Raw genomic sequence first — 26,390 nt, 5'->3', positions numbered from 1 at the left:
TTTTGGCGGGTTTTTAATCCCGACTTGAAACATACAGCAGAATTGGTGAATTATCCTAGTCAGAAGCCAAACAGGTTTTATGCCTGTCCACCAGACTTAAATTTATTTACTTCACCAACTGGCAATCTACTGTAATTATTAATTTGCAATGATGCTGGTGCTAATTTTATCTCTTAAAAGTTATTTAAAATCAAAAATATTACCTGTGAAATAAAAATTTGGGCATGAGGTATGGGGCATTGGGCATTTATTCAGTTATTTTCCGTGATTTCTCTGCTTTTGTGCCCGACTCCCTACTCGACGCTGCTGTGATGATAAACTGCAAACGTAGCCATATTGTGAAGATACTCAGGAAATAACTTTTGGGTAAAGTCATCTTAGTAACAGGGCCAGCTCGATCTGGTAAAAGTGAGTGGGCAGAAACTCTGGCCATAGAGTCGGGCAAAGCAGTTATTTACGTAGCAACAGCCACTGATAACCCAGACGATGAAGAATGGCACAAACGCATTTTAGAACACCAAAAACGTCGTCCCCAAGACTGGGTAACTCTGTCTGTACCTGTGGAACTGTCTGCTACCCTTGCTGACGCGAAACCCCATACCTATCTTTTGGTTGATTCTTTAGGAACTTGGGTAGCTAATCTCCTAGAACAAGATGACCAAACCTGGGAAAATATGCTTGCAGAGTTTTTAGAGACGGTAGATTTGGTAGCTGCTGATATGTTGTTTGTGGCAGAAGAAGTGGGTTGGGGTATTGTGCCAGCTTATCCTATTGGTAGGACGTTCCGCGATCGCCTGGGTTCTTTAGTACGCCAGCTAAGTTTGCTGTGTGATGCTGTTTATCTAATCGCTGGTGGCTATGCTCTCAATCTCACTCTTCTTGGTTCGCCATTACCAGCGTCAAAGACTTAATTCAAAATTAAACATTTAACCTCCGAAATATCCTCATTAAAATTTAAAATTATAGTATGGCTACTAAACAAGAAGTTAAGGCATATCTCGCCTACTGGTTTCAACTGGGCAAGAAAGTAATCGTTGGCAACGGCAAGGCAAGCATTTTGCCAAAATCGGTGCTAGATGGCGATCGCTACAGTAAAGAATTTGAAGAATGCTGGGAGCAGATTCTCTCCAAAGAATCTGCTAACTGCCATTTGGAAGGTACAGACGAAACCATTGCCGAACTGTTGACATCGGCATGGGAGATGCTACCTTGTTGTCGCTGCACAATGCCAGTGGCTGCACGAAACCTTGGGATGCCAGCTTTGTTGTGTCCCTGCAACGATTTATTGAACTGGCCTAATACTGAATTACCAACACCACGAGCGCCAATTAAGACTCAGGAGCAACTCCAAATCATCCACGCTCGGCTGCTGGACAATAGTGTATGAAGTAACAACAAATTTGTGAGATTAAGAATTTTTGATAATATAGGCAATAAGGCAATAGGAAAAGATTAGCTGCCTTTGTGCTCCTACTGCTTGGTTTATAGTGTATGGTATTTGTTCAGACAATCAAATCTGGCGCACTTTATGTATCGGCTATTCATATAGTTTAAATTGCAGTTATTTTCTGTAACCCTATAGCCGATTTTTAATCAACATTACTTGGATAATTTGTATTGCTATCTCACTGGAAACACCTAAAGCTTGATATAAATCATTCAAAAAGTTTTTCTCTTCTTCAGCTACTATACCTTCAGCCAAGACTAAATCAGTGGCTACTGCAAAGGCTGATTCCCGCAAGTCTTGAGATAGACAATCTTTGGCAGCATTAAATAAAGTATTAAAATGATCCCCTTGGAAAATAGATAAAATTTTATCAAACAGACTCTTCATCATCTCATGAGGATAACTTTTAAAAAGTTTCATCCGAGATAGCACACAAGTGATGGAGTTTGCTTGCTCGACGGAAAGGTAACCGTCTGGAGCTGTTGCCATCAAGACTATAACAGCAAAAGCTTCCGCTGAATTCAGTACTGGTTTTTGGCTTCCTGTAACCAACACAGCATCGAGTAGACCCATTGTAGTAGCTCCTTGGTTAAGGTCTCAATAGCGATACAGTTACCTGTGCATTTGCTGGACTTCCAGGTGAGACTGCAACGCTGTGAGACTTTTATAGTTTAGTGTTCCCAGGATTATTTCACAGCGAACACTTGCACCCAATGGTTTTTAGAAATAAGTACACTGCTATTTGTGAACTTAGCGTTCTTCTGTCTTTTCTATTGTTTCAATTACTGCCAAACCTATACCAGAAGCTGCTATTAACAGTATCGCTGATATCAAAAAAGCGTTGGTCAGCATTCGTAGGGCTTCGTCGAAAAAAATATAGGTGGTCATTGCTTCACCTTCTAAACTTTGTGCCACTAGTACTTTTTATTTCTCCACATGGTGATAGGTGAATTTCGCTGAAAAAGTGCTAGCAATTGCATCTTAACAAAACTTTAGCTGTTTATGAACACTGCTCAAACTTTTTATTTCTGAAGATTTGATGAACTTTAAAGAGTATTTGTAAAAGAAAATACTGAGACAGAAGTCCTAACAAAAGTTATGGCAGCTTAAACTTCCGTAAACATTGTTTTGCAATTCGTCAATTCAGTTACAAATAGTCAAAAAATTAAATATCTACAAAAAGCTTATTTTTCGAGACTATTTTCTCAAATCCCAAGAATATACTCTAGAGAATTTACCGAAAAAATTCCTAGTCATGTGCATCTATCTCAGTGCATATACAAAAGGAAATCGCTCGACGATCCCAAGATTATACTGAGAAAAAAGAAACGCTAAAAAATTTTCAAATAATAAAGACATTATTTTTTCCCAGACCGATGAAACCTGTTAAGGGGCGATCGCCTCCGGGAAATGTGAAGAAATGTTGCGATTTTGGAGATCGTCTGAGTACAGCGTTCGCCTGGAAAAAATGTAAAGAAATATTACGATTTTTGAGGCAAGGTTAAAGTAAACAACGTTCAATAGTCGCTATAACCGATTGAGAAAGTGCATCAAAATCGTAGCCACCTTCTAAGCCGAAGAGAATTTTACGAGTTACCGCCAGGCAATAATCGGTGAACAAACCATAATCTTCTGATTGTAAGTTGATACTTGCTAAAGGATCTGCCGCATTAGCATCATAACCAGCACTGACAATCAATAAATCCGGTTCAAAGCTAGTTAAAAACGGTACTACCTTTTTTTCAAATAATGGCTGATAGACCGTAATATCACTACCAGGGGGTACTGGTAAATTCAAGACATTATTATAAAAGCCGCGTTCTGTTGCTCTCCCAGTACCGGGATAGCATGGATACTGATGTAGGGAACAGTAGGCGATTTGCTGATGAGTTTCGACGATGGACTGAGTACCATTACCGTGATGTACATCCCAATCGAGGATGGCGACGCGGTTAATTCCGGGTTGTTCTAGGGCAAAAAAAGCGGCGATCGCGGCGTTAGAAAATAAGCAAAAGCCCATACCAGCATCACTTTCGGCGTGGTGTCCTGGTGGACGCGCCAATACAAAAGCCGGATTACCGGATTCTAATACAGCTACAACTCCATCTAACCAAGCGCTGACCGCCAACAATGCCACATCATAACTGCGCGGCGAAACTGGCGTATCTCCATCCAAGGGGCCGCCGCCACTAGAGGCAATTGTCCAAAGTTTTTTGATGTAGCCTGGGCTATGAGCCTTAACTAACAAAGACATCAACTCTGGCTGTTCTGGTGCTGGGGTGGGCGATCGCCATGCAATTTTATCTGCAAACGTAGCTGCTTTGAGGGCATTAGCGATCGCTGTCAACCGTTCTGGTTTTTCCGGATGGTATTTCCCAGTCTTGTGATCTAAAAATTCATCGGAATAAATGACTGGCAACATAGGGCGAAAAATAGTACCAACACTGAACGCCATTGTATCTTTATTAGTCTACCAATAGTTTTTGAGAATTCTAAATTATATTCGCATCTTTGGTTATCTTCAACATTTGATTTCCACCAGGTTGTAGTTCATATTGAACTTTTTCAATATTTATCTTGTAACCTTTGTCAGCGTAATATTTAATTATTTTTTCTAAATGTGGCGAAGGCTTTAACATTAAATCTATGAGAGGGAATATTCTGATTTCTTGAGCAATACGCAGCATTTCACCAACTGCATTGAAGTGAAAATCATAATCTAGCTGGTCTGAATATAAAAACAATAAATGCGAACAAAGGGCTATGTCAAATTCTTGATTCTGATATGCCAAGTTTGGTAATTCGCCAAATATGTATCTGTTGGTCTTTTTACCACGTTCGTAATCAGCTAAAAATTCTTGAATGACTTTCACTCGATTGTGTCGCAAGTCCTCTGGAGATTTATGATAGCTCCATACCCAATCGTTCGGTGTAGCCTTGACTTGATTAATAATATTATCTACTACTTCATTAAATTTTTGCAATATTTGATCGCCAGAAAATTGGTACAGTGGATCGATAGAAACTACACTTTTACCTTGACGTGCCATTTCAGCATTAAAGCTGGCTGGCCCATCCCCAACCCCAATAATTCTTTTATTTAAATCTGCATTTGTTAAATTGAAGATTTTGATATATTCATCCATTGACCTCCCAAAAGGAACTACTTTATCTAAAACCATTACCATAGAATTTGCCTCGTAAGTAGATTGATTGTACTAATCCGTAATTGGTAATTTGTGATTAAGACACATATTAAATGAAATAACTTCGGCGTTGGTTAGAATCATGCTACTTTCTACTAGTCGCCACGCACTATGAGACGGCAATTATTCAAAAGTATGTCGAGGTCTTTGACAACTTTCAAAGGATTTTTGCCTTTAAATACACCAGCGATCGCCGCTTCATAAGGATTTCTTCCTGTTTTTTTCACAGCCTTGATTGCAGCTTTATTTGATAATCCTCGGACACTAACTAGCCATGCTGCTAAGACATGTCCAGTACGTCCAATTCCACCAAAGCAGTGTACAACAACTTTTTGATTTTGTTTATCTGCTTCTATTAAAAAAGGAATTATTTTTTGTGTAAGGGTTTCTAAATCAGCTAAATTAAAATCTGCGATCGGTGCCCAACAAACTCGTTGAGTACCAAATTCCTGCTTGTATCTCCCCAGAAGATCGGAGTAGGAAGCTAATTGTTTATCAGGAAGAAGGCAACACACTCGCTCTATCCCTTGGCGTTTCATGAATTGTATCCAGTCTTCAACCATCTCATTAGTATATCCAGGTCGCATCGCACCAAAAACTACTTGCTCATTCTCCCAAGCTGGGGCAAATTTGTATCTCTTTAACTGTTGGATTTCTGATTTTTTCAATTTATTCATATCTGCCATTATATAATTAGCTTTTATCTGGAAATCAATATTCTTTTGCTAAGGCTTTCAAACGATAAAATACGTAATGTGAATTTGCATAAATCATTATGTGATGCACGCCTGCCTTCTGTAAAGAGTCCAAAGTTTAACTTTCGCTGTAGACTCTTGACAACCTCAGCACTAAATATAGAATTTAAAAGCATAGTAGCTTATCATTCTGTTAACCAACGTATTTCCTGACCCCAACCAAGCGGTAATTATTCTTAACTGAACCAGATTGACAATAAAAAACTGAGATTACTATTATGCAATTCAAACGAAACATTATTTTAACAGTACTTTTGCTGTTAATTTTAGCCAGTATCTCCTACCTACCTTTCACTTACAAAGATACACCAGGGGAGAGGGATGGTTTTAGAATGGTAATGGGAATAATTGACTCAGTTACATCTGGAAAACCATTAGGTAGCCCATTGCTTTATGGGCGCAATATCTCTTATGGCTACTATGCACTAATAGATATTTTTAGACCAGTTTTTCAAAAAAACTTTACTATAATTATCCCAATTACTAACTATATAAGTTCTTTAAGTTCAATTTTTATGGTTATTCCTATTTTTTATCTTGTCAAGAGATATTGGGGAGCGACCACGGCAGTATTAGCAAATTTACTACTAATATTAATTCCAGTTTGGTGGAGTACAAGCCTGTATGGTCATCCAATGATCCAAGCAGTATTATTTATGTTCATAGGTTTAGCCTTAATTGCATATCGTTCAGAGATAAAATCTTCAAATGCTGGGTTAGTGAAATTAATAATATTAGATATATTGATAATTTCTGCCTTTTCTTTATGCTTAATGTTTAGGTTGGATGCAGTGCTAATGTTTTTACTTATTCCCGGCTGCTTTCTTCTTGAGCGATATTCTTTAACAAAAGTTATTTCTTATTCTAGTTTATATATTATTTTCGCCATAGTTATATTTTTTGTAGTCAAATCGCAACTTCCAGAAATTAATCTAGAGAGTGACGGCATATTAGAAGATTTAATTTTCTATCATGGCCCTGATATAGTAATTAAAAATTTGAAAGCAGGAAGCAAAGCCTTTGTTGAAGCTTGTAATCCATTATATATTTTTATTTTCTTTATTACTTTGGCTTCCCTGTGGGTCAAACGCGACTCTTTAACTCTGTTATTTATCTTTCCTACACTAGTTGTCAATTATATCTTTTGGCTACCAAACTATTATCCAGCCCGTCATTTCATCTATGTCTCTCCAGTTTTAGCAATTGGTAATGCAATATTTTTGCACGCTGCCTTTAAAAAAGTACTTCCTTTTTGTAGAAATAAAAAAATCATCGGTATTACTTTGGCGTTAATTTTGATTGGTATATTTTTTGTAAGTTACAGAGTTTCTTATTCAGTTCCTTATCCCTATTGGCAAACTCAAACCGAAGACAACAAAAGACTTGCCAATAATCTCCAGAATTTACCATCTAGAGAGCAACGAATTTTTGTGGTTGCTGATTCAATCCCTGTAGTGCTAGAAATGCAACTTTTATCTAGTAAAGTCCAGGTTAAACCTCTAAAAACATCATTATTGACAGATACTCAGCTTCAACGTCAGAAATTCAGTAAAATTTTAAAAACTAATCCGACAAAAACTATAGACTTACTCGAAGTTAAAAATGAAAAAAATAATTTTATATTTTATATTCAAGGCTGGAAGAAAAATGAAGTAGTAAGGTTTTTTAAAGAAAGCAATGAATATGATGATGTTTATCTAGTAATTCAAAAAAATATTCCATCATTTACTCTTGTACCGTCTGATATATCTAAAAAAATAAATTTTTTAGATATATAGGACTGCTATTTGGTTTTGGACAAAAGTGTGACAAATACTACCTATTATTACAGTATATTCAGTGTAGTTTAGGCGATCGCTTACAATCAGCTTTGCGATCGAGCTATCAAAATTTAGCAATTGTCATAGTAATTTAGGCTCTTTATCAACTCAAGAACGGTAGAATATACCTAATTTTTGTAGCTTCAAAGCCGAACCATGACGATGCATTCCACACTCCAACGTGCATTTGCTAACCGCTGCGTTCTCAAAGTAATCAGCGGTTTAAATAACTTCGACGCTGCTAGCGTTGCCGCCACTGTCAAGGCTGCTGAATTTGGTGGTGCTACTTTTGTCGATATCGCCGCTGATTCGAGCTTAGTCCAGCTAGCTAAGAATTTGACAAATTTACCAGTTTGTGTATCAGCAGTAGAACCAGATAAATTTGTTCAAGCTGTGGCTGCTGGTGCTGATTTGATTGAAATCGGAAATTTCGATTCTTTCTATGCTCAAGGACGCCGTTTCGAGGCTGAGGAAGTACTAGCCTTGACTAAGCAAACCCGCGTTCTGCTGCCAGAAATTACCTTATCTGTCACCGTTCCCCACATCCTAGAACTAGATCGACAAGTAGAACTAGCAGAGGAACTGGTGAAAGCTGGAGCAGACATTATCCAAACCGAAGGCGGTACTAGCAGTAACCCAGTTCACCCTGGAACTCTAGGATTAATTGAAAAAGCTGCCCCCACCTTGGCGGCAGCTTATGAGATTTCTCGTGCGGTGACAGTACCAGTACTTTGTGCTTCAGGCATTTCTAGCGTTACTGCACCATTAGCGATCGCCGCTGGTGCCGCTGGTGTTGGTGTTGGTTCCGCCATCAACCAACTCAACAACGAAGTAGCGATGATTGCTGCTGTCCGTGGCTTAGTGGAAGCGTTGGCAACTGCCACAGTATTGAGCGAGAAGTAAAGAGTTGGGCATTGGGCATTGGGCATGGGAAGAGGACAACGAGAATTGGCGACAAGGGGAAAGAATTACTGCAACTTCTCCTGTGCCCCTCTGCTTCCTCTGCCCCTTGTCCTGTTGTTTCCCCACTCCCCATGCCTTAGCTAACTACAAAATTTACCAACTTCCCAGGCACCACAATTACCTTTTTAATTTCTTTGCCTTCGATGTAACGCTGGGCAACTTCAGATTCACGGGCATATTTTTCCAACGCGGCTTTATCTGCTTGTGCTGGTACTTGAATCGCCCCACGAGTCTTGCCCATAACTTGAATCACTAAAGTAATTTCATCAGCTACCAAAGCAGCCGGATCAAATGATGGCCAGGTTTGCGTGTGAACTGAATCGCTTTTACCCAACAACTGCCATAATTCATCGGCAATGTGCGGTGCAAAAGGCGCTAGCATAACCACCAAAGTCCGAATACCTTCTGCATAAATTGGTGAATTTTTGCAGCTAGCATCAGTTAAGGCATTACTCAACTTCATCAATTCTGAAACAGCCGTGTTGAATTGATACTCGTCTTCAACATCTTCTGTCACCGCTTGAATAGCAGTATGAACTGCCCGCCGCAATTCCTTTTCTGCCTTACTCAAATCAGAAACTTCGGCTTTTTTATTAGATACCCCAGCAGCAATATAATCTGTCACCAAACGCCAAACCCGATTTAAAAAGCGGAATTGTCCTTCGACATCGGCTTCATCCCATTCCAAATCTTTTTCTGGCGGCGCTTTGAACAAAATGAACATCCGCGCTGTGTCTACACCATACTTGGAAATTACATCTTCTGGCGCTACACCGTTACCCTTGGATTTAGACATGGTAGCGTAGAGACGTTGCAGCGGTTCCCCTGTCTGAGGGTCGCGGGGGTCAGCAGCATTCACTAAATTAGAAGGAATCCACTTATCTTTGCCGCCCTTTTTCGGATTCAAGTAAGTTAAACCCTGCACCATGCCTTGAGTTAACAGGCGTTGAAAGGGTTCGTCAAAATTTAATAAGCCTCTGTCCCGCAGTACCTTAGTAAAGAACCGCGAATACAACAAATGCAAAATTGCGTGTTCGATTCCACCTACGTACTGATCGACTGGCATCCAGTCATTGATTTTACTGGAATCAAAAACTTGTTGTTCGTTTTTAGCGTCTGGAAAACGCAAGAAATACCACGAGGAATCAATAAAAGTATCCATCGTGTCAGTTTCTCGCTTCGCCGGAGTGCCACAAGTCGGACAAGGCACATTTACCCAACTTGACAATTGCGCCAAAGGCGAACCACCACGCCCAGTAAATTCCACCTCTTCCGGTAACTGTACTGGCAAATCTTTATCCGGCACGGGTACTATCCCGCAATTGGGGCAGTGAATTACGGGTATTGGTGCGCCCCAGTACCGCTGCCGAGAAATCAACCAATCACGCAACCGATATTGCACCCGCATTTTACCAAAACCTTGTTGTTCGGCATACTCCACGATCGCCTGTTTTGCATCTGTAGAAGTCATGCCAGTAAAAGCACCGGAATTAATTAAAATCCCTGGTTCGGTGTATGCACTGTCATACTCAATCATGATTAATGCTGGATCTTCTTGCTGAAAATCCACATTGGCAACCGCTTCTGGTTCTACGATGACAAACTCAATCGGCAGGTTATAGTTATTGGCAAACTTAAAATCGCGTACATCATGTGCTGGTACACCCATCACTGCCCCTGTACCATACTCATACAGTACATAGTCAGCAATCCAGATGGGCACTTCTTCCCCTGTAAATGGATTGATTACCTTACCACCTGTAGGTACACCCCGCTTGGGTTTGTCTTCAGCAGTACGTTCCAACTCACTTTGATTAGCAACCTCTTGAATAAAGGCTTCTACATCTGCTTTTTGTTCTTTCGTGGTAACGCGCTTTGTTAGCGGGTGTTCTGGTGCTAACACCACGTAACTCACACCAAAAACCGTATCTGGGCGTGTGGTGTAGACAGCGATTTTTTCATCTATGCCAACAATCGGAAATTCTAAGTAAGCACCTGTGGATTTACCAATCCAATTTGCTTGCATTAATTTGACGCGTTCCGGCCAACCCGTCAACTTATCCAAGTCCTTGAGTAATTCTTCGGCATAGTCAGTAATTTTAAAAAACCACTGCCGCAACAATTTGCGCTCAACTATTGCCCCACTGCGCCAAGAACGTCCTTCATTATCGACTTGTTCGTTTGCCAGTACAGTTTGGTCAATGGGGTCCCAGTTTACCGCCGCTTCTTTTTGGTAAGCTAAACCCGCTTGCCAAAACTGCAAGAAAATCCATTGCGTCCACTTGTAATAATCTGGCGAACAGGTAGCGAGTTCGCATTCCCAGTCAATGGATAAACCAAGACGCTGTAATTGTTGGCGCATCTGGGTAATATTCTGATAAGTCCATTTTGCTGGCGGTACTCCACGGTCAATGGCAGCGTTTTCTGCTGGCAAACCAAAAGCATCCCAACCCATTGGGTGTATTACCCGATACCCTTGCATTCGCTTGAGGCGGGCAATCACGTCAGTAATCGTATAATTACGGACGTGACCCATGTGTAAACTGCCCGATGGATAGGGAAACATCGACAAAGCGTAGAATTTTGGCTTGTTGCTAGCTGTAGGTGTTTGGTCTAAGCCAAGTTCTGCCCATGTTTTTTGCCATTTTTCCTCAATTGCTGCGGGGTTGTATCGGGAATCAACTGAATAATGTCTTTCCAATGGTTTCATGCCTATTACACTTTATTGCTACTAATCCTAAGTATTTAGCTACTGTTTAGTACGTTTGAACTATTTAATGAGTTATGTATCTAGTAATTTTTTAAATTAAATTCTAAAATCAATTTCTAAATCTCCTGTATTCCTTATTCCTATCTATCTTATATCGCTAGAGTTCTTAGACTATCAGGGACAGTCTTGATTTGAAGTTGCGATCTGAACACATAGAGAAAAATAAAGAAACTCCCCATTATTGAGGAGTACGGTAAGATTGCTGTAAAGTCTGGACTACTGACTCACCAGTGCTATTAACTGTTCAAGCCTCATCTTAGCCATTTGTCAGGTGAGAACACCAGCGATTTAAAACTCTAATTGCTCGTTTGCACGCAGTTCAAGCTATATTTACATCTCTCAACAATGCCTAATCCTAAGGGTAGTCCAGAAAATTTAAAAAATTTCACGACAGACAGAGAAGAACCCTTAACGACCACTATTAGTTTCCGTGCTACTGAAAAGATGAAGCAAGAGGTGAAAGCACAAGATGATCCTGCTGAATTCTGTAGAGAAGCGATTCAGAAAGCACTGGATGAGAAAAAAGGAAAGTAGCACTTACACTTAATTGTTTAACTATTAATTACCCGGAAAGTTAAATTAACTCTTGGTTGAACCTGCTTTGATGTTTTGGGGATTTGATGCTGCCAAAAATGCTGTGTGGCACCTGCCATCAGAAGGAAGCTACCATGTACTAGCTCAATTTCTGCTTTCAAATCCTGGTTGTGTTTATGTCTAAACATAAACCTTCTTGCTCCGCCAAAGCTGACAGAACCAATTACGGGATTTTTGCCTAGCTCTGGTTCAGCATCTGTGTGCCAGGAGATTCCATCGTTCCCATCTCGGTAAAGATTGAGTAAAACGCTGTTAAAGTTAACTTTTGCAATTTCCTCAACCTTCTCTTTAATTTGTAGTAGTGTAGGTATCCAAGGTTCTGGATCAAGATGAATACCTGAGAATTTATATGACTTATTTCTATCGCCATACCAAGCAGTTTTTCTTGGTAAATTTACGTCCTTACCATAAATCTTCATTTTGTCCTGTCGCCATTTTATTTGATTAAGCAACGTTTGAAAAATCTCATCACTGTCTTGCTGATTGAAAAAATTGCGATAGAAAGTAACCTCTGCATCTTGCATAGATAAAACTTCTTTATCCCTGCTCTCTATTAATTTATCTACAACAGAGTCAAATCCAAAAAATAAGTCTCCCTGAATTACATTTATAGTTGGCTTATTTTTCATAAAATTTTCCTCAAAGCTTGATAGTGAACTGCCTTTCATACCTTTGTATTTTGCTAATCTTAAATTTTTTTATTTTATTATAAAAAATTTCTTTATAAATCGCTTCATGCGAATAAAATGAATTCTTAACCATACTATAATCGTTGAATAGATTATAAAAACTATCTATTCTGTAGTTTCTTGCATTATTATACGGACTTGTACAAATAATACGATTAAATCCTGAAAAGGAATTGATTATTAGCTGATATAGCTTATTTAAATCGAAATTTTCAACATCTAGGATGTTTGAAAATAGATGAATCTTAATATTGCTAGAACTTGAAACAAGGTCACTAGAATTTAAGTTATCTATACACTTGTTGAGTGTTGTGATTAAAGAGTTATTAGAGAAAGTAGGCTGTAACATCTGGCGAACAAAGCTATAGCCTCGCCATAGTGCAATTGAAGATGGTTCTATGAGTGTGATTAATTCTATTTTCGGGCTGATGCATTTTTCAATGAGATAGTCCATTAAAACGCAAGTTGCAAACGCCTGTCCACACCCCCAGTCGATAATTTCTATGCTTTTACCTTCCGTGTACTGAAAGTTAGTTGAAGGAAATGCTGCATAGAGCTTGTGAAAGTGGTGTCCGCCGTAGAGAGCAATATACTTATCACATTCCGCTTCTGTATTGAGTACTTTCCTACCATGATCTATATCGACATTGACAAGAAGTGGAAGTTTTTCTATTTTCGGTTTGTAAATATCATCAAAAAATCTAAACTTTATCTGTGGTTCCTTTGGGCTAGAAACGATCATACAGAAGCCTTAAGAGTAGATCTAACTATTCTCTTAAGTTGCCCAAATCAATATTGCAGTCTAGCTACTTATTATACCTAAGTTTTCTATGTATTCTGTGAGAAAGGGATTATTAGTGAAACTTTCCATATTCTTCTGTATATTCTTTTTTTGTCTCTGTAATAAGATTGAGTCCCTTTTTCGCTATGCTCACAGCACACATTTACAATACTCATACCAATTCTGTATGAAGATGCGCCAAAGTATATAAGGAACGAACCGCAAAGGGCGCAAAGGACACAAAGAAAGAAAGAAGAAAGAAAGCTAAGAGAATTTGGCGCAGCCTCACAAAGAAATCGTATCACCTCTGTGGTAGGCAAAGAAATCAGATGGTTAAAATAGACTATGTTTGAATCAAATATAAAATTTTCTGATTTGGTGCAGGTTTTTGTTTACGGCACTCTCAAACCAGGTGAAGCTAACTATAAAAGATTTTGTGCTGGCAAAGTAGTAGATGTCAAAAAAGCTTTTGTACAAGGTAAATTGTTTGCTTTGCCGATGGGCTACCCAGCGATGACGCTGGGAAATAGCCAAGTCCACGGATATTTACTTTCTTTTACTAACCCAGGGATTTTGAATCAGCTAGATGTGCTGGAAGATTACCACCCCGCTAGAGAAGTGTCAGAAAACCTTTATAGCCGAAAATCTATCAAGGTTTATCAAGGAGAGTGGCTTTCTCTGGGTTGGGCTTGGGTTTACTTAATGACTTTAGAGCGAGTTGACCAGTTAGGAGGCGTCCTCCAACCTGACGGTTGGTGGAGTGGTTCTGGTCTAACTGCAATGTAAAGTTTATCTGTTAACTTTGCGATTAATTAAATTAATTTATGTCGTCTCTGGAGTCCCGGCGTTGCGGTGGTATCTGATAAATTGAATCCGGAGAAGCTACTGCTGCTTTCGGAATTTCAATTACCGGGTTATTTAGTCCCACCATTAGCGAGGAAGGAGGTACTACAGATGCCGACGACGTTTGTACTGGCTGCATTTGTGGTCGTTGTGCCAGTTGTGGTGTTCTCGAACCACTACCAGGTACTAAGCCGGATACTGCACCAATTACACAAGCTGCGGCGGCGGCGCTTCCGACCATCCAGTTGAAACGAGAACGGCGGCGCAAACGTGTCAAGACTTGCTCGGCTGTTGCTTCCGGCGACTGTTGGGCTGTTGGCACTGGGAGAGTCCGTAAGCCCTGCCTCAGCTTTAACAGTCGGGCATACAAGCATTGAACTGAGGCATCATTAGCCAACCATTCTTCCACTTGCCTGCGTTCGGCGGCTGTGACTTCACCATCGAGATAAGCACTTAATAACTCGAAGCGATCGCGCTTCACCATATCCATAAAACCCGTTGATTCATTGGTATACTCAACCATTCCATCTGACAAATCTTCAGGAAGTTGTAAGTGGGAACGATCATCAAACTGAGAATCAGTAGTCATCTTAACATTATTACCAATTCATACACGGGTTAAGTGAACCGAAAATTTGGACAAATTACTCAATTTTCCTCCTCGCGGCAGAAGCAATCTACATCTTTGGTGTAATTCTTAATCAATGCTTAAATTCTGCCATTGGACAGAGGTAAAGTACTGTAAATTAGGAGTCTAGATAGTTTTGCAACTGAGCTTGCAATCTCGATCTAGCTCTGGCGATTCTTGATTTGACAGTTCCCAAGGAAACTCCAGTAATTTCAGCAATTTCTTCGTATGCCATGCCTTCAATTTCTCTTAGGACAATAGTAGTACGAAACACCTCTGGCAAATCCGCGATCGCTTCCCGTAGTTGTTCGTAAAATTCTCTGGTTGTCAGTTCTTCTTCAGGCCCTGGGGTATCACCAGCAATTTCCCAATCCATCTCGCCATCCTCTACTGAGCGGGGGGCATCGAGTGACAAGGGACTCACAATCCGCTTGCGTTTACGTAACTCATCGTAAAATAAGTTGGTCGCAATGCGGCTTAACCAGCCCCGGAATTTAGCAGGCTCTTGTAAGCGGTTAATATTCCGATACACTCGAATCCAAACTTCTTGAGCCAAATCAGCTCTGTCAGGCCAATCTGGAGCTAAATGGTATAAAACCCTATCAACTTGGGTTTGATAGCGGCGCAATAGTTCCGCAAACGCAGCACGATCCGGGCGCAGTCCAGCTTGACAACGCAAAATTAAATCGTGGTTAGGAAGTTTGTCAACTTGCACTGATGCTTCTGGATACTTTGCATCAACCGTTGACCAGGATACAGTAATCGACTGACTCATAGATCGTACTGGCTCTAAATCATCCCTTTCTATTAGACCTGCTAATACGGCACAAGTTCCTTGCTAAGGTGACGGATTTATGACTGGAACACTGAGGCACACAAGTTTGGCTAAATTTATAGCAGTAAAAAGAGCTTGTTTCTCCTTATACTACTTGGATGTTTCTGTTTGCCCATGAGCTAACAAAGGCATCTTAGATAAGCACGTTTTGTTACTTTTAGCAACTGGGTATATACGCTTGATCGAGATAATTAAATTTGGTTATAAGGATGAAGATGAAAATTTTGTAATTCTAACTTCTTGATACCTTTAAAATTTAGGCAATAATTTATAGAAGTTGGGCTGCTCTGGTGGCGATAATGGTGGTTTATTTTTTTGATTTTCTTACCAGAATAGTTGCTGATTGTTCTGGTTGTACCCCGTAACTAGCACCAGTGTTATTTTGTTCTGGTAAGTGAACTTGAAAAAAGAAATTGAGGGAAAATGTAATCGTGACTGCTAGCAATAGTTTTTCAAACATAGTTTTTCTCCCACCCACACCATTAATAATTGATTGCTGCATTTCCAAAGTTGTGTCAGAAAGTCCGAGTAGAGGCTTACGACCTCCTGAACTTTGGAGGAATCAGATTCCTCGCTTAGATTTTTGCTGCTGGGACGCGTATAGCCTTAGTTTGCCCAGAGCTATTGGCAGATTTATATCAGAAGTGATAAGTATTGATAAATTTTTAGCGATCGGATGATGAAGCCATCCAATTCTTCAGTTGGATACGTCAGGGATAAACAATAGGCAATAGCAATGGTAAAAAATGAATCTGTAGGGCGTATGGTAATGTTGCTTTGTTTTGGCACAGCATTTTTGTCTTTAGCTGTGCATTGGCGCATTAGTACAGCACAACGGCAATTTGAAAAGTCTGCATCTGCGATGCGGCAAGGCTCTAGCCTAAACAACCCTCAAGGAAGCCGTCCAGAGGAAGCCTATAAGAATTTCTCACAGGTGAGTTTAGGGCAAGTTGCGCTGGGCGCATCTATGCCTCCTGTTGAAAACACCCAAGCCTCAACTGTTGAAAGGAAGTTAACATCAAAGTCTTCAGCGGTTAAGTCTAGTTCTCAGTCGAAAAAAATTAAAAAGAATGTAGCTAAAGCAACACTTCGTAAGTCTTCTAAACTCAAGGCTCAAACTAAGTCGAAAAAAATTAAGAAAAATCTAGCTAAAGTAACTCAACCAATAGCTTTTAGACTCAAGCGTTCTGCGGTGAACTCTGAAACTAAGTCCCAAACAATTAAGAAAAATATAGCTAATCCCACAGAACCCACAAACAACACGCGGCTAGTGGCACAAGCAGAAACACAAAATCCAATTGTGGATAGTTGGCCAAAAGCTTTATGGCCTCAAGCTTCAGCCCAACAAGTACCATCTAATAAGTCAGTATCGGGTAAAACAAAAGTCGTAGTTGATTTAAGCGATCGCCGCACCTACGTATACGCAGGAGATGAAGTGATTGCCAGCTACCCGATTGCTGTAGGTAAGAAAGGTTGGGAAACACCGACGGGTTCTTTCCAAGTAATGCATATGCGGCACTATCCAGTTTGGCGTCACCCAATTACAGGCAAAGTATTTGAGGCGGGTACAGATAGTCCTTTGGGAGACAGATGGATCGGCTTTTGGTCAGATGGACGGAATGAAATTGGCTTTCATGGCACACCGGATATTGACCTGCTGGGAACAGCTGTATCTCATGGTTGCTTAAGAATGCGTAATTCTGATGTCAGATTGTTGTACGAGCAAGTAAGTTTAGGAACAACTGTGTTAGTACGTGAGTGAGTTAAGGGTCATTGGTCATTTGTTCTTTGTTAATTGTCCTTTTTAGAAAGTCTGAGCGCCAAAAGCCGACGCTCAGACTTTGTGTTTTTTGATTTTTCGTTTGTCCTTTGCAAATGATTAATGACCAATGACTCTTAAAATTATGATTTTTGCTCAAAGTTAGGTGCATATGCTCTAAGCAAAGCACCAATTTGCACGAGAGCTTCATTGCCAGTGCTTTTGCCCAAGACTTGTCGTTCTGGGAACGGACTAGGCCGATCTAGGTAACGATTGATCGCTTCATTTACTTGCTGGGAAATTAGTTCTTGTAGTTCTGCTTGAGCGCGTTGGCGCTGGTAGTTAGCGCCTTCTTCTGTAGTTGCATACAAGGGTGGTAGCCGATTGAGAGCGTAGGCTGCAATATCACCAACATCCAGGGAACTTTCGCTAGTGGCCTCAATTTCAGCAACTCTGGCGATCGCTTCTGTGAGTACCAATTCTTCCATGACGTTAATGAATTGTTTTCGAGGTACCGCCACTACCTCACCTGTCAATAGCGCACCCATTAGGCGATCGAGCGCCATATACTCTTCAATAGAGAGTTCCGAAGCGTTGTCACAGATTCTACCGACTTCTGCTTCCATTGCTGGTGTCAAATAACCATCCTGGAGAGCTTGTTCTACAATTTTTTCGATACTCATAACGCTTATCATCATTTATGTTAGCCAAGGAAGGTAGGGACGGTATCAATTCAATTGATTTTGCTTACTTTGGGCAAAAATATCCAAATTATACACAGACGCTATCAATTCCGCCTCTACTATTTCACGACCTTAGTTCGCCAAGGTGTTGGATCGACAGATAGCCCGTTGACATATAGACCCCAGTGCAAATGCGGCCCAGTGGAAGCACCTGTTGAACCTACTGCACCGATGAGTTGACCAGCTTTGACAAAATCGCCTTCTTTAACATTAATACGACTCAGGTGCATGAAAATACTGCTCACTCCCTGACCGTGGTCAATGCCAACTACGTTACCGTGAACCCTAAATCCTTGGGATACCCTACCTACCAAAGCAACTCGTCCAGCGGCTGGAGCAATCACGGCTGAACCGGTAGCACCAGCGTAGTCAAGGCCACGATGATAGTAGTCCTCTGCAAATTTACCATTATAGTAGCGACGTACACCATAGGTTGTACTCATTCGCCCTGCATTTGGCCTCAGAAATACTCCATTCCAGTATTTTTCTGGTGTTTGTAGAGCTTTGAAAGCTGCTACGCGCTTGAGTTCATACTCTGTGGCATCCACTCCAGCTTTACCTGGTGGTAAAGTAATGCGTTGTACAGGGAATTTGCGATTTTGCACTTTCACTGCCAAGTTTTGCACCTGACCATCTCCTGTAACCTGAAGCGATCTAGTTCCAGCTTTTTCTAAGGGAGTTGTAGGAATAAAAGCTCGATACTGATTGGGCGCAATTTCAAATGCTGGGTATGTATTTTTACCAATAGCTACTGTTGGATTTGTAGCATTATCCGGATTATCTAAATTAATTTCCACCGAAAGTGTATCCCCTAATTGAGGATTAGTTGGAGTCACTTTTACTTGCAAAGCATCTACAGGCAATGCCCAGGTAATGGAAATAACAGCAAACATTCCCTTTAACAAATTTATTGCACGACCATTAGGTGTCAACTTTTTGACATTCAAGCCGAGCAAGTTTTTATTTGAATTGCTAGTGCGATTCTCAGTAATCATAGAGCTACCATAAATCCCTTGCTTGTGTTGGAAAATAGACTAGTTTATTACTAGTAGGATTTTCTTTTGACAGCAGATATTGTTGAAAGCCATAAATTTTGTTTGCCCAATGCTCTAGGCACTTATGAAAATTAAGTCAACAGCGAACAGTGACGAATGGAGAATGATTTGTAAGCTTAATTTGTAAATTTCTATTAACTCTAATAACTAAGGTGTATGGCATTGTGATTGTTCGTAAAATTTCGCTTGATTGATGGTAAAACCGCTTTAGTGGCTTGCCATAGGGATCGCTTGTTAAGCAACAAAAGAAACTTTTTATGGTTAAAGTCACTACATAATGGTACTTGAATAAAATCTGGGAATCAACTGGACACTTCTTCAACTGGACACCAATACCACACTTTCAGGTCAAAGTTGGTCTAAGCAAATCTGCTAAATCTGCTAAATCAGAGGGGAAGTACCAGAAATAACCCAAAAATTTAACCCCGTTAGGATTTTACACAAACCTAGTTCAATTTAGTATGTAATTCCTAATCTCCATCTACATAGTAATAACAGATTTTTTGTGTGTTGGTAAAATATAAAAAATTTCAGTAATTTTACTTAATTATTTTTACTTGGGACTAAGAAGCTTCAAGAATCGAGATTAATGCTTGAAATTTCGACTTATCAACTCGAATAATCGAGCTGAAAAATCTAATTTCCCTGATTTATAGAATTTATAGTAATCTGCTTTGATTTTTGAACTTATTTGTCTACTGGAGAGTAGGTAGACGCGATTAACCCTTGTCTGTACGGAGTGAGGGAATGAGAAAGACAAGACAACAAAGAGAATAACTCCTAACTGGAGGTGGAGCTTTCCTTGCTTTGCTCAACAGTTAACACTTATAATGACCAACAACAAACTCAGCACTTTGCTATAAATTTCAGCTAATTAGCTCCAGGCTGATAGTTTTAGTTTTGAGTTGAGCTTACCATCTTCCATGCGAACGATGCGATCGGCAATGTCTAGGATGCGGTTGTCATGAGTAACCATCAAAATGGTACAGCCTTGTTCTTTTGCCAGTTTTTGCATGAGGTTGACCACATCTCGTCCCGTTTGGCTGTCAAGGGCGGCGGTGGGTTCATCGGCTAGGATAATTTGGGGATGACTGACTAAGGCGCGGGCGATCGCTACTCTTTGTTTTTGTCCCCCAGACAGTTTATCAGGATAGTAATGCAAATGGTTGCCTAATCCTACCTGCTCTAGCATCTGAGCTGACCGAGTTAGCATATTTTTTAAACCAATATGTTTATGTAATTCCAAAGCCATTTTCACATTTTGCAACGCTGTCAAACTGCCATGCAAATTATGTGCTTGGAAAATGTAGCCGTTATGGCGTCGCACTTGTACTAGTTCTTGGGCGCTAGCACCACAAAGTTCTCCTCCCAACACCCGCAAACTACCAGATTGCGTAGAACGCAACCCACCCACTAAAGTCAGCAGAGTAGTTTTTCCAGAACCAGATGGCCCGGTCATGATAACAATTTCACCAGCGTTAATCTCTAAGTTGATATTACATAAAACTTGCTTGCGGAGTGAGCCGTGACCAAAGTAGTGGTCGAGATTATGTATAGAGATGACGGGAAGCATATCAATTTTGGATTTTAGATTGGGCATAGGGCATTGGGCATTGGGCATTCCAGGAAGTGTGGGAGGTGTGGGAGGTGTGGGAGGTGTGGGAGGTGTGGGAGGAAAGGGAAGCATAAATTCTCTTTTTCCCCATCTCCCCACACTCCCCTCTCTCCCCACACTCCCCACACTCCCCACACTTCCTCATCCCCCTCATCTGCCCATGCCCATTTTTCAAAACATATCAGCGGGGTCGGTGGCTTGGAGTTTGCGGGTGGCGATCGCACCAGAAATTGCACACATAATTATGGTCAGCACTAATACTTGTAATGCCCTAATCAGTGTTATGTACATGGGCAAATTTGTAGCTTTGCGAGTCAGTTGGTAAAGTGCTAAGGATACTCCCAATCCGGGAAAGAAACCTAGTGCTGCTAATATTAAAGACTCTTCAAACACCACACCTAGCAGGTAGTAATTGCGATATCCCATTGCTTTGAAGGTGGCATATTCCCGAACGTGGGCATTAACATCAGTGGAGAGGACTTGATAGACAATGATTACGCCCACCACAAAACCCATCGATACACCCAGATTGAAAATAAACCCAATTGGGGAGTTTGTTCTCCAAAAGTTATTTTCAAATTCAATAAATTCTGTGTGGGTTAGAACTCTAACATCATCTCGTAGGTAGGCTTTGAGCATTTCTGCCACTTTTTTCGAGTCATAGCCTGGTTTTACCTTAATCAACCCTAGACTGATGCTGCTAGACTGTCGCCCAGAAAATAGCCGCAAAAAATTTTGATCGCTGGTAATTAAGTTGCCTTCAGCGCCGAAGGAAGCCCCGACTTGGAATAAACCGCTAATGATAACTGTGCGGCGTTCTATTTCCGCAGTTACGATTTTACCTTCTTCAATTTGGGCGATCGCTTTTTGATAATCTCCTCTTGCACCGCGATCGAATAAGGCCGCACCTGGCAGCTTAATTGCCTGCAATTGCTGGTTAACATCTGGTAAGTCAAAAGCTGGCTTGTCTGGATTAAAGCCGATAACTAACACCCCAGTCTCCCGGTGTGTTAGAGGATTTTTCCAGATTGTGTTGTTAAAATACATCGCTTGGGCTGACTTCACCCCCGGTATATCCATTGCTTGGTAAAGTCGCCGCCGAGAAAAGGTAGATAAGCTTGGCAAGTTACGGGCTTGGGGACTAATTAAAACAATGTCTGCTTGCAAACTGCGATGTAGTCTAGTGTTACTGTCATACAGCGCAGTTTGAAAGCCCAGCTGCATGAACATCAGAAGATCCGCAAAGGCAATGCCTAACAAAGCTACCAACAGACGACTTTTTTCATGACTTAGTTGCAGCCATCCTAAAGGAGTTCGGCGTCGCAGTTGTTCAATCAATCCCATAGTTTGAAGTGAGTGGGGAGATGGGGAGGTGGGGGCAAAGGGGCAGAGCCGAGGAAGCAGAGGTGAGAATAATTAATCACTAATGACTAATGACCAGTGACTAATGACTAATTTCAATTACTGCTTTAACTTGCATATTGGTTAGGTTGGCGGCTTTTTGGCTGGAGGCTTTATCTAGTTGGATATGGACTTCTACTACTCTGTTGTCAATATTGGTGGCAGGATCGGTGTCAATGACATTTTGCCGCCGCACTTGCAAGCCTTTGCGATCTACGATTCCTTGGAGTTCAATGGACAGAAAATCGCCAAAGATTCGTACTTTTTGCCCTGGATGTACTTTGCTGATATCGCTTTCGTAAACTTCGGCGATGACGTACATTTGGCTGGTTTGCCCAATATCAGCAATGCCATCATTTGATACTAATTCGCCAGGATGAGTGTGGATATTGAATATCCGTCCGCTTTGGGGCGATCGCACTTCGGCTTGTTTGAGGTTAACTTCCGCTAGATTCATGGCTGCTAGGGCACGATTGACTTCTGCTTGGGCAGCTGCTACATCTACTCCCCGAACTTCGCTGATGCGATCGAGTGTTGCTGTGGCTTCTTTGATTTGTTGCTGGCTAGTCGATTGGGTGCGATTTAACTGGGCTTGGGCTTGTTGCAAGTTTTTTTCGGCTGTTTCCAAATTTAAACGCTTGCTGTCCCGTTGGGAAGCGGAAATTGCTCCTTGTTGGTATAGTTGCTCATAACGTTCGTTTTCTGCTTGGGCGTTTTGCAGTTCGGCCTGGAATTTGGCAATTGTGGCTGCTTGGGCGTCAATATCGCCTTGGCGTTCTGCTTTGAGTCTAGCGATCGCTGCTTTTTGGGCGGTAATTTCACCGCGCTTGGCACCTGCTTGGGTACGGTTTAGGTTAGCCTGGGCTACTTTGACTTGTTCTTGCGCCTCTTTTAATGCTGCTTGTAGGCGATCGTAGCTGCTCAAAATCGCAATTACTTGTCCTGGTTTTACTCTATCGCCCTCCTTGACTAACAACTTTTCTACTCGGCTTCCTTCCCCAGACACCGCAGCAGATAGTTTAATTACTTCACCCTGTGGTTCGATTCTTCCTAAGGCTGTTACCGTTTTTAACTGTGGCAATTGTTTTGCTGCCACTTGTGATTCTTGAGTGACAGAATTTTGCCAGAATTTTACTGTATAAATACTTATTCCGCCAACCAATAAAGATGCAATTATACCTATAGCAACGGATGGACGCAGAATAGACTTAGGGGACGTTGTGTACCCTAGCTTTGAGTTTCGCACCATAGATTACCTCTTAACTAGTGGCGCAGAAAAAATAACAATTTGAAGAAGTCAGAATTGAAAAATCAAAATTTAGAATTGTTAATTTATCACTGTTAAATCCTTAATAAAATTGGAAATTTTGGGAATTTTACTGAGATAAGCTGATTTAGCCAGATAGGAGAATAACAAAACTCTGATTTATGAGGAGTTTTGTGTTAATAGTGAACTACTTTGGTTTTATTAAAGTACTTATGGTGATAGTAAACGTTTTTGAAATTACGGGTTGTAACAGCGCCAACAATCAGATCTAAATTAAGTAAGTAAACTAAATATTTGTGTCTTTGCGACCAGGCAAATTAATGCTCGACTTTGCTATAGTTACTAGTTTTAATACAGTCTATACCTAAGCAATAATAGACTAAACATCAATTTAAGATATAAATATTTTTACGTAAGTAAGTTATTTACGGTCTTTAAATACAAAGTAATTAGTCAGTAAAAGTTGCAATTTATTTTTATTTATAATAAACTTTTATCTTTTAAAAATATTTAATTTTCCCAAAATATATTAATATATTTATCTATATCAAATAATAGACCTCTTGCAAAAGTCCTTACTTTGCGTCCTCTTCTCTGCGCCTGGAGCCTGATACAAAAAATATTTATGCAAGAGGTCTAATGTTTTTAAGCGTAAAGCTCTCCTAGATAAATTTTCACAGTGGGTAAATAAGTGAGGAAAAAGTGCATCTTGGCTTCTCAACTAACAAGATAGATATTGCTACAAATTTATAGATTTGTGCCCATATTCTCAAATCAGCTTAATAATTTACAGTTTTTATACTATTTGTATCCCTGAATACTTGATTTTAGAACATAAGCCTAAGAGACTGATTGTGTCTTTCAATACTAAAAGTATGAGGAAAACTAGGCTTTTTAAATTTCTGCTGCCTTGTGTAGCTGTAGCCCTACCTATAGCGCTGATTGCATATTTACGCCCAACTAAAGCACAATCATCAAGTGTGCATTTAACCTTGGGCAATCCAAGTAATGCAACAACAAGCGTCTCAGTTCCAAACAACTATTTATTATTAAAACCCCAGTATGCACTCAGTTACAGCCGTGATAGAGGGATTGCAAATTGGGTGTCTTGGCAATTAAACTCGTCGTGGCTTGGTTCAGCGCCAAGACAAGACGACTTCCGCGCTGATACCAGCCTCCCTACAGGATGGTATCAAGTAAGTGGCTCTGATTATTCTGGTAGCGGGTTTGATAGAGGGCATATGACACCTTCCGCTGACAGAACCAGAACAGTAACCGATAACTCTGCAACCTTCCTGATGACAAATATGGTGCCACAGTCGCCAGATAATAATCAGGGGCCTTGGGCTTCATTAGAAAACTATTTGAGAAGCTTAGTGAGTCAGGGCAAAGAACTATATATTATTTCTGGCCCCTACGGTATTGGTGGAACTGGCTCAAATGGCACAAGAAATACAATTGTCAATGGCAGAGTTCAAGTTCCAAATAGAGTCTGGAAGATTGCTGTAGTCGTTAACCCTGGTACTGGGCCATCTGGGATTACGACTAGCACGAGGGTTATCAGTGTTGATATGCCCAATACCCAAGGCATAAGAAACAACGATTGGAGAACATATAGAGTCTCTGTTGATTCAATTGAACTCAAAACAGGTTACAACTTCTTATCTAATGTGTCCACATCTGTTCAATCTACGATTGAATCTAGAGTTGACAATCTGTAGTTAATAGGACTTACGCAAAAAAACCTCTCTAACTCTTATTCCTCTGCGTTCTCTGTGGTCCCCTGCGGGAAGCCGCTTTGCGTCTACCGTTTTCCGTGACCTGTGCGTAAGTCCTGGTTAAATCAAAACTAAAACTACACAGCTTTAAACATAATTGTTAATTCGTAATACTCGCCACAGACAAGTATTACGAATTAACAATTAACTGCTAGGTTTCTACAACTTTAGTCGAAAGACCTGCTAAATCTCCAGATGATGTTTTGCCGAGAATGTAGACATCAATATTTATCGTACCTATGCGATAAACTTTGATTTCATTAAGGTTATTTCTAAGTGTCTGTACAAGGGTTTGAAATTTTTTGACATTCTCTTTCTGTTGGTCGTCGTGCCATTCTTTTTCATAGGCGCAATTCCGAAAGAAATAATCTAAACCTACTTCCTCAACCTGCGAATCTGATGGATGATTTGTTAACTGGAGTAGTTTTTGAGTTGTCAGACTGTCAACTGGGCCAGTCCAGAAAACAACCTCAAAAGGGTAGTCTGACTCACTCATCATTAACAAATCAGCAGAAGATTGTTTTAAAATTCCAGCTATTTCATTAGTCATTAGCTTTTAGTTGTTGATAACTTTTTATGGTGATGTAAGGTATAAGATAAGCACGCATTAGAAAACTTACCTTAAATCGCTATGAGTCTTTTTTGTCTAGTTCATGGTGCTTTCCAAGGCGCTTGGTGTTGGGATTTGTTAATTCCTTACTTAGAAGCGCAAGGTCACAAAACGGTAGCAATGGATTTGCCAATTGAAGATGCATCTGCAAGTTTATCGCAATTCGCGGATGTAGTATTGCAAGCACTTCCAAAAACTGATGATGATATTGTGCTGGTTGGTCACTCAATGGCTGGTACAGTGATTCCCCTTGTGGCAGAAGCCCATCAAGTACGTCAACTGGTATTCCTTACCGCCCTTATTCCATGCCCAGGAAGCAGTACCATTGACCAATTTTCTCATCATCTCGATTCTGATAGCCTCAAATCATTAAATTACCAAGCAAAACAGTCGCGTGAACTCGAACAATTCGATGATGAACCTTATATGTTTAATCCAGTTTCTGCGGGTAAAAACTTTGCGGATGAAGCAGTATTGATGGAAGTTTTCTATCAAGATTGTCAACCGGATGTAATGCGTTGGGCACTTTCAAAAAGACGTTCGCAGCAATCAATGGCATATATTTATGAAGTCAATCCTTTGAAGGCTTTACCAAATGTAGATTATAAATATATTTTTTGTACTGATGACCTGATAATCTCTCCTGCATGGTCGCGCTACGCTGCACGCAAGCGCTTGGGAGTTGATGCCATAGAACTGCCTGGGGGACATTGCCCACATTTATCTCGTCCTGCTCACCTGGCCTCAGTATTAACTAACGATCGCCCTAGTAGAGTGAATTAATCAGATTTTGGGAATAATCCTCATAGTGTATGAAAGCATCGTTTTGGT

Annotated in this window: 26 protein-coding genes; 9 read left to right on the top strand and 17 right to left on the bottom strand. The window is 40.5% G+C overall.

The window, feature by feature from the left end; translation table 11 throughout:
* Positions 1-362: 362 nt before the first annotated feature.
* Complete coding sequence (gene cobU / locus H6H03_RS25940; protein ID WP_190957929.1) at positions 363-911, top strand: bifunctional adenosylcobinamide kinase/adenosylcobinamide-phosphate guanylyltransferase; 549 nt, start codon at positions 363-365, stop codon at positions 909-911.
* Positions 912-967: 56 nt separating this feature from the next.
* The gene (locus H6H03_RS25935; RefSeq protein ID WP_190957928.1) at positions 968-1,387 is read left to right on the top strand and encodes a hypothetical protein; all 420 of its coding nucleotides are present in this window, start codon (positions 968-970) and stop codon (positions 1,385-1,387) included.
* A 189-nt stretch (positions 1,388-1,576) separates the two neighbouring features.
* On the opposite strand, the gene H6H03_RS25930 is transcribed toward H6H03_RS25935, so the two are convergent.
* From H6H03_RS25930 to H6H03_RS25910, 5 genes are all read right to left on the bottom strand, one after another.
* Positions 1,577-2,020 carry a tellurite resistance TerB family protein gene (locus H6H03_RS25930; RefSeq protein ID WP_190957927.1) on the bottom strand — a complete coding sequence of 148 codons (444 nt, stop codon included), beginning with the start codon at positions 2,018-2,020 and terminating at the stop codon, positions 1,577-1,579.
* Positions 2,021-2,197: 177 nt separating this feature from the next.
* Positions 2,198-2,362 (bottom strand): hypothetical protein, encoded by a 165-nt coding sequence (locus H6H03_RS25925; protein ID WP_190957956.1) that lies wholly within the window; start codon positions 2,360-2,362, stop codon positions 2,198-2,200.
* A gap of 586 nt (positions 2,363-2,948) precedes the next feature.
* Positions 2,949-3,869 (bottom strand): histone deacetylase family protein, encoded by a 921-nt coding sequence (locus tag H6H03_RS25920; protein WP_190957951.1) that lies wholly within the window; start codon positions 3,867-3,869, stop codon positions 2,949-2,951.
* 70 nt (positions 3,870-3,939) lie between these two features.
* A complete protein-coding gene (locus H6H03_RS25915; RefSeq protein ID WP_190957926.1) occupies positions 3,940-4,635 on the bottom strand; it encodes an SAM-dependent methyltransferase in 696 nt (231 codons plus the stop codon).
* Between the two features lie 113 nt (positions 4,636-4,748).
* Complete coding sequence (locus H6H03_RS25910) at positions 4,749-5,330, bottom strand: protein-tyrosine phosphatase family protein (RefSeq protein ID WP_190957925.1); 582 nt, start codon at positions 5,328-5,330, stop codon at positions 4,749-4,751.
* 296 nt (positions 5,331-5,626) lie between these two features.
* Here H6H03_RS25910 and H6H03_RS25905 point away from each other — a divergent pair, with 296 nt between their 5' ends.
* Together H6H03_RS25905 and H6H03_RS25900 are read left to right on the top strand one after the other, a co-directional pair.
* On the top strand, positions 5,627-7,186 hold the full coding sequence (locus H6H03_RS25905) for a hypothetical protein (RefSeq protein WP_190957924.1): 1,560 nt from the start codon (positions 5,627-5,629) through the stop codon (positions 7,184-7,186).
* Positions 7,187-7,384: 198 nt separating this feature from the next.
* The gene (locus H6H03_RS25900) at positions 7,385-8,131 is read left to right on the top strand and encodes a DUF561 domain-containing protein (protein ID WP_190957923.1); all 747 of its coding nucleotides are present in this window, start codon (positions 7,385-7,387) and stop codon (positions 8,129-8,131) included.
* A 136-nt stretch (positions 8,132-8,267) separates the two neighbouring features.
* On the opposite strand, the gene leuS is transcribed toward H6H03_RS25900, so the two are convergent.
* Positions 8,268-10,901, bottom strand: a complete 2,634-nt coding sequence (leuS, locus tag H6H03_RS25895; RefSeq protein ID WP_190957922.1) for a leucine--tRNA ligase — start codon at positions 10,899-10,901, stop codon at positions 8,268-8,270.
* 405 nt (positions 10,902-11,306) lie between these two features.
* Between leuS and H6H03_RS25890 the strand changes: the two genes are divergently transcribed.
* On the top strand, positions 11,307-11,495 hold the full coding sequence (locus tag H6H03_RS25890; protein WP_190957921.1) for a hypothetical protein: 189 nt from the start codon (positions 11,307-11,309) through the stop codon (positions 11,493-11,495).
* Between the two features lie 17 nt (positions 11,496-11,512).
* On the opposite strand, the gene H6H03_RS25885 is transcribed toward H6H03_RS25890, so the two are convergent.
* A complete protein-coding gene (locus tag H6H03_RS25885; RefSeq protein ID WP_242065747.1) occupies positions 11,513-12,223 on the bottom strand; it encodes an alpha-ketoglutarate-dependent dioxygenase AlkB family protein in 711 nt (236 codons plus the stop codon).
* Positions 12,195-12,986 (bottom strand): hypothetical protein, encoded by a 792-nt coding sequence (locus tag H6H03_RS25880; protein ID WP_190957920.1) that lies wholly within the window; start codon positions 12,984-12,986, stop codon positions 12,195-12,197. The genes H6H03_RS25885 and H6H03_RS25880 overlap by 29 nt, the downstream gene beginning before the upstream one ends.
* Before the next feature lie 384 nt (positions 12,987-13,370).
* Here H6H03_RS25880 and H6H03_RS25875 point away from each other — a divergent pair, with 384 nt between their 5' ends.
* Positions 13,371-13,811, top strand: coding sequence for a gamma-glutamylcyclotransferase family protein (locus H6H03_RS25875; protein ID WP_190957919.1), 441 nt, complete (start codon positions 13,371-13,373; stop codon positions 13,809-13,811).
* 31 nt (positions 13,812-13,842) lie between these two features.
* On the opposite strand, the gene H6H03_RS25870 is transcribed toward H6H03_RS25875, so the two are convergent.
* The 3 genes from H6H03_RS25870 to H6H03_RS25860 all read right to left on the bottom strand — a co-directional run bounded on the left by H6H03_RS25870 (position 13,843) and on the right by H6H03_RS25860 (position 15,833).
* On the bottom strand, positions 13,843-14,457 hold the full coding sequence (locus H6H03_RS25870; protein ID WP_190957918.1) for an anti-sigma factor family protein: 615 nt from the start codon (positions 14,455-14,457) through the stop codon (positions 13,843-13,845).
* A gap of 157 nt (positions 14,458-14,614) precedes the next feature.
* Entirely contained in the window at positions 14,615-15,271 is a 657-nt protein-coding gene (locus tag H6H03_RS25865) for a sigma-70 family RNA polymerase sigma factor (protein WP_096539842.1), read from the bottom strand.
* 367 nt (positions 15,272-15,638) lie between these two features.
* Positions 15,639-15,833, bottom strand: coding sequence for a hypothetical protein (locus H6H03_RS25860; protein ID WP_190957917.1), 195 nt, complete (start codon positions 15,831-15,833; stop codon positions 15,639-15,641).
* 663 nt (positions 15,834-16,496) lie between these two features.
* Here H6H03_RS25860 and H6H03_RS25850 point away from each other — a divergent pair.
* On the top strand, positions 16,497-17,093 hold the full coding sequence (locus tag H6H03_RS25850) for a L,D-transpeptidase (protein WP_390842901.1): 597 nt from the start codon (positions 16,497-16,499) through the stop codon (positions 17,091-17,093).
* A 140-nt stretch (positions 17,094-17,233) separates the two neighbouring features.
* Here the strand turns inward: H6H03_RS25850 and H6H03_RS25845 are convergent, their stop codons facing one another.
* The 5 genes from H6H03_RS25845 to H6H03_RS25825 form a co-directional block, all read right to left on the bottom strand.
* Entirely contained in the window at positions 17,234-17,773 is a 540-nt protein-coding gene (locus H6H03_RS25845; protein ID WP_190957916.1) for a late competence development ComFB family protein, read from the bottom strand.
* A 119-nt stretch (positions 17,774-17,892) separates the two neighbouring features.
* The gene (locus H6H03_RS25840; protein ID WP_190957915.1) at positions 17,893-18,828 is read right to left on the bottom strand and encodes a M23 family metallopeptidase; all 936 of its coding nucleotides are present in this window, start codon (positions 18,826-18,828) and stop codon (positions 17,893-17,895) included.
* Between the two features lie 934 nt (positions 18,829-19,762).
* A complete protein-coding gene (locus H6H03_RS25835; protein WP_190957948.1) occupies positions 19,763-20,461 on the bottom strand; it encodes a DevA family ABC transporter ATP-binding protein in 699 nt (232 codons plus the stop codon).
* Positions 20,462-20,674: 213 nt separating this feature from the next.
* Positions 20,675-21,847, bottom strand: a complete 1,173-nt coding sequence (gene devC / locus H6H03_RS25830; protein ID WP_190957914.1) for an ABC transporter permease DevC — start codon at positions 21,845-21,847, stop codon at positions 20,675-20,677.
* Positions 21,848-21,947: 100 nt separating this feature from the next.
* Entirely contained in the window at positions 21,948-23,150 is a 1,203-nt protein-coding gene (locus tag H6H03_RS25825) for an ABC exporter membrane fusion protein (protein ID WP_190957947.1), read from the bottom strand.
* A gap of 896 nt (positions 23,151-24,046) precedes the next feature.
* Between H6H03_RS25825 and H6H03_RS25820 the strand changes: the two genes are divergently transcribed.
* The gene (locus H6H03_RS25820; RefSeq protein WP_190957913.1) at positions 24,047-24,892 is read left to right on the top strand and encodes a DNA/RNA non-specific endonuclease; all 846 of its coding nucleotides are present in this window, start codon (positions 24,047-24,049) and stop codon (positions 24,890-24,892) included.
* Between the two features lie 208 nt (positions 24,893-25,100).
* Here the strand turns inward: H6H03_RS25820 and H6H03_RS25815 are convergent, their stop codons facing one another.
* Positions 25,101-25,499 carry a nuclease A inhibitor family protein gene (locus tag H6H03_RS25815; protein WP_190957912.1) on the bottom strand — a complete coding sequence of 133 codons (399 nt, stop codon included), beginning with the start codon at positions 25,497-25,499 and terminating at the stop codon, positions 25,101-25,103.
* A gap of 81 nt (positions 25,500-25,580) precedes the next feature.
* On the opposite strand from H6H03_RS25815, the gene H6H03_RS25810 reads away from it, so the two are divergent.
* A complete protein-coding gene (locus H6H03_RS25810) occupies positions 25,581-26,342 on the top strand; it encodes an alpha/beta fold hydrolase (protein WP_190957911.1) in 762 nt (253 codons plus the stop codon).
* Positions 26,343-26,390: the final 48 nt, after the last annotated feature.

The organism is Nostoc paludosum FACHB-159 (assembly GCF_014698835.1).
GTDB lineage: Bacteria > Cyanobacteriota > Cyanobacteriia > Cyanobacteriales > Nostocaceae > Nostoc > Nostoc paludosum.
Note: the sequence above shows the minus strand (reverse complement) of the source record. Positions and strands in the feature narration are given on the sequence as shown.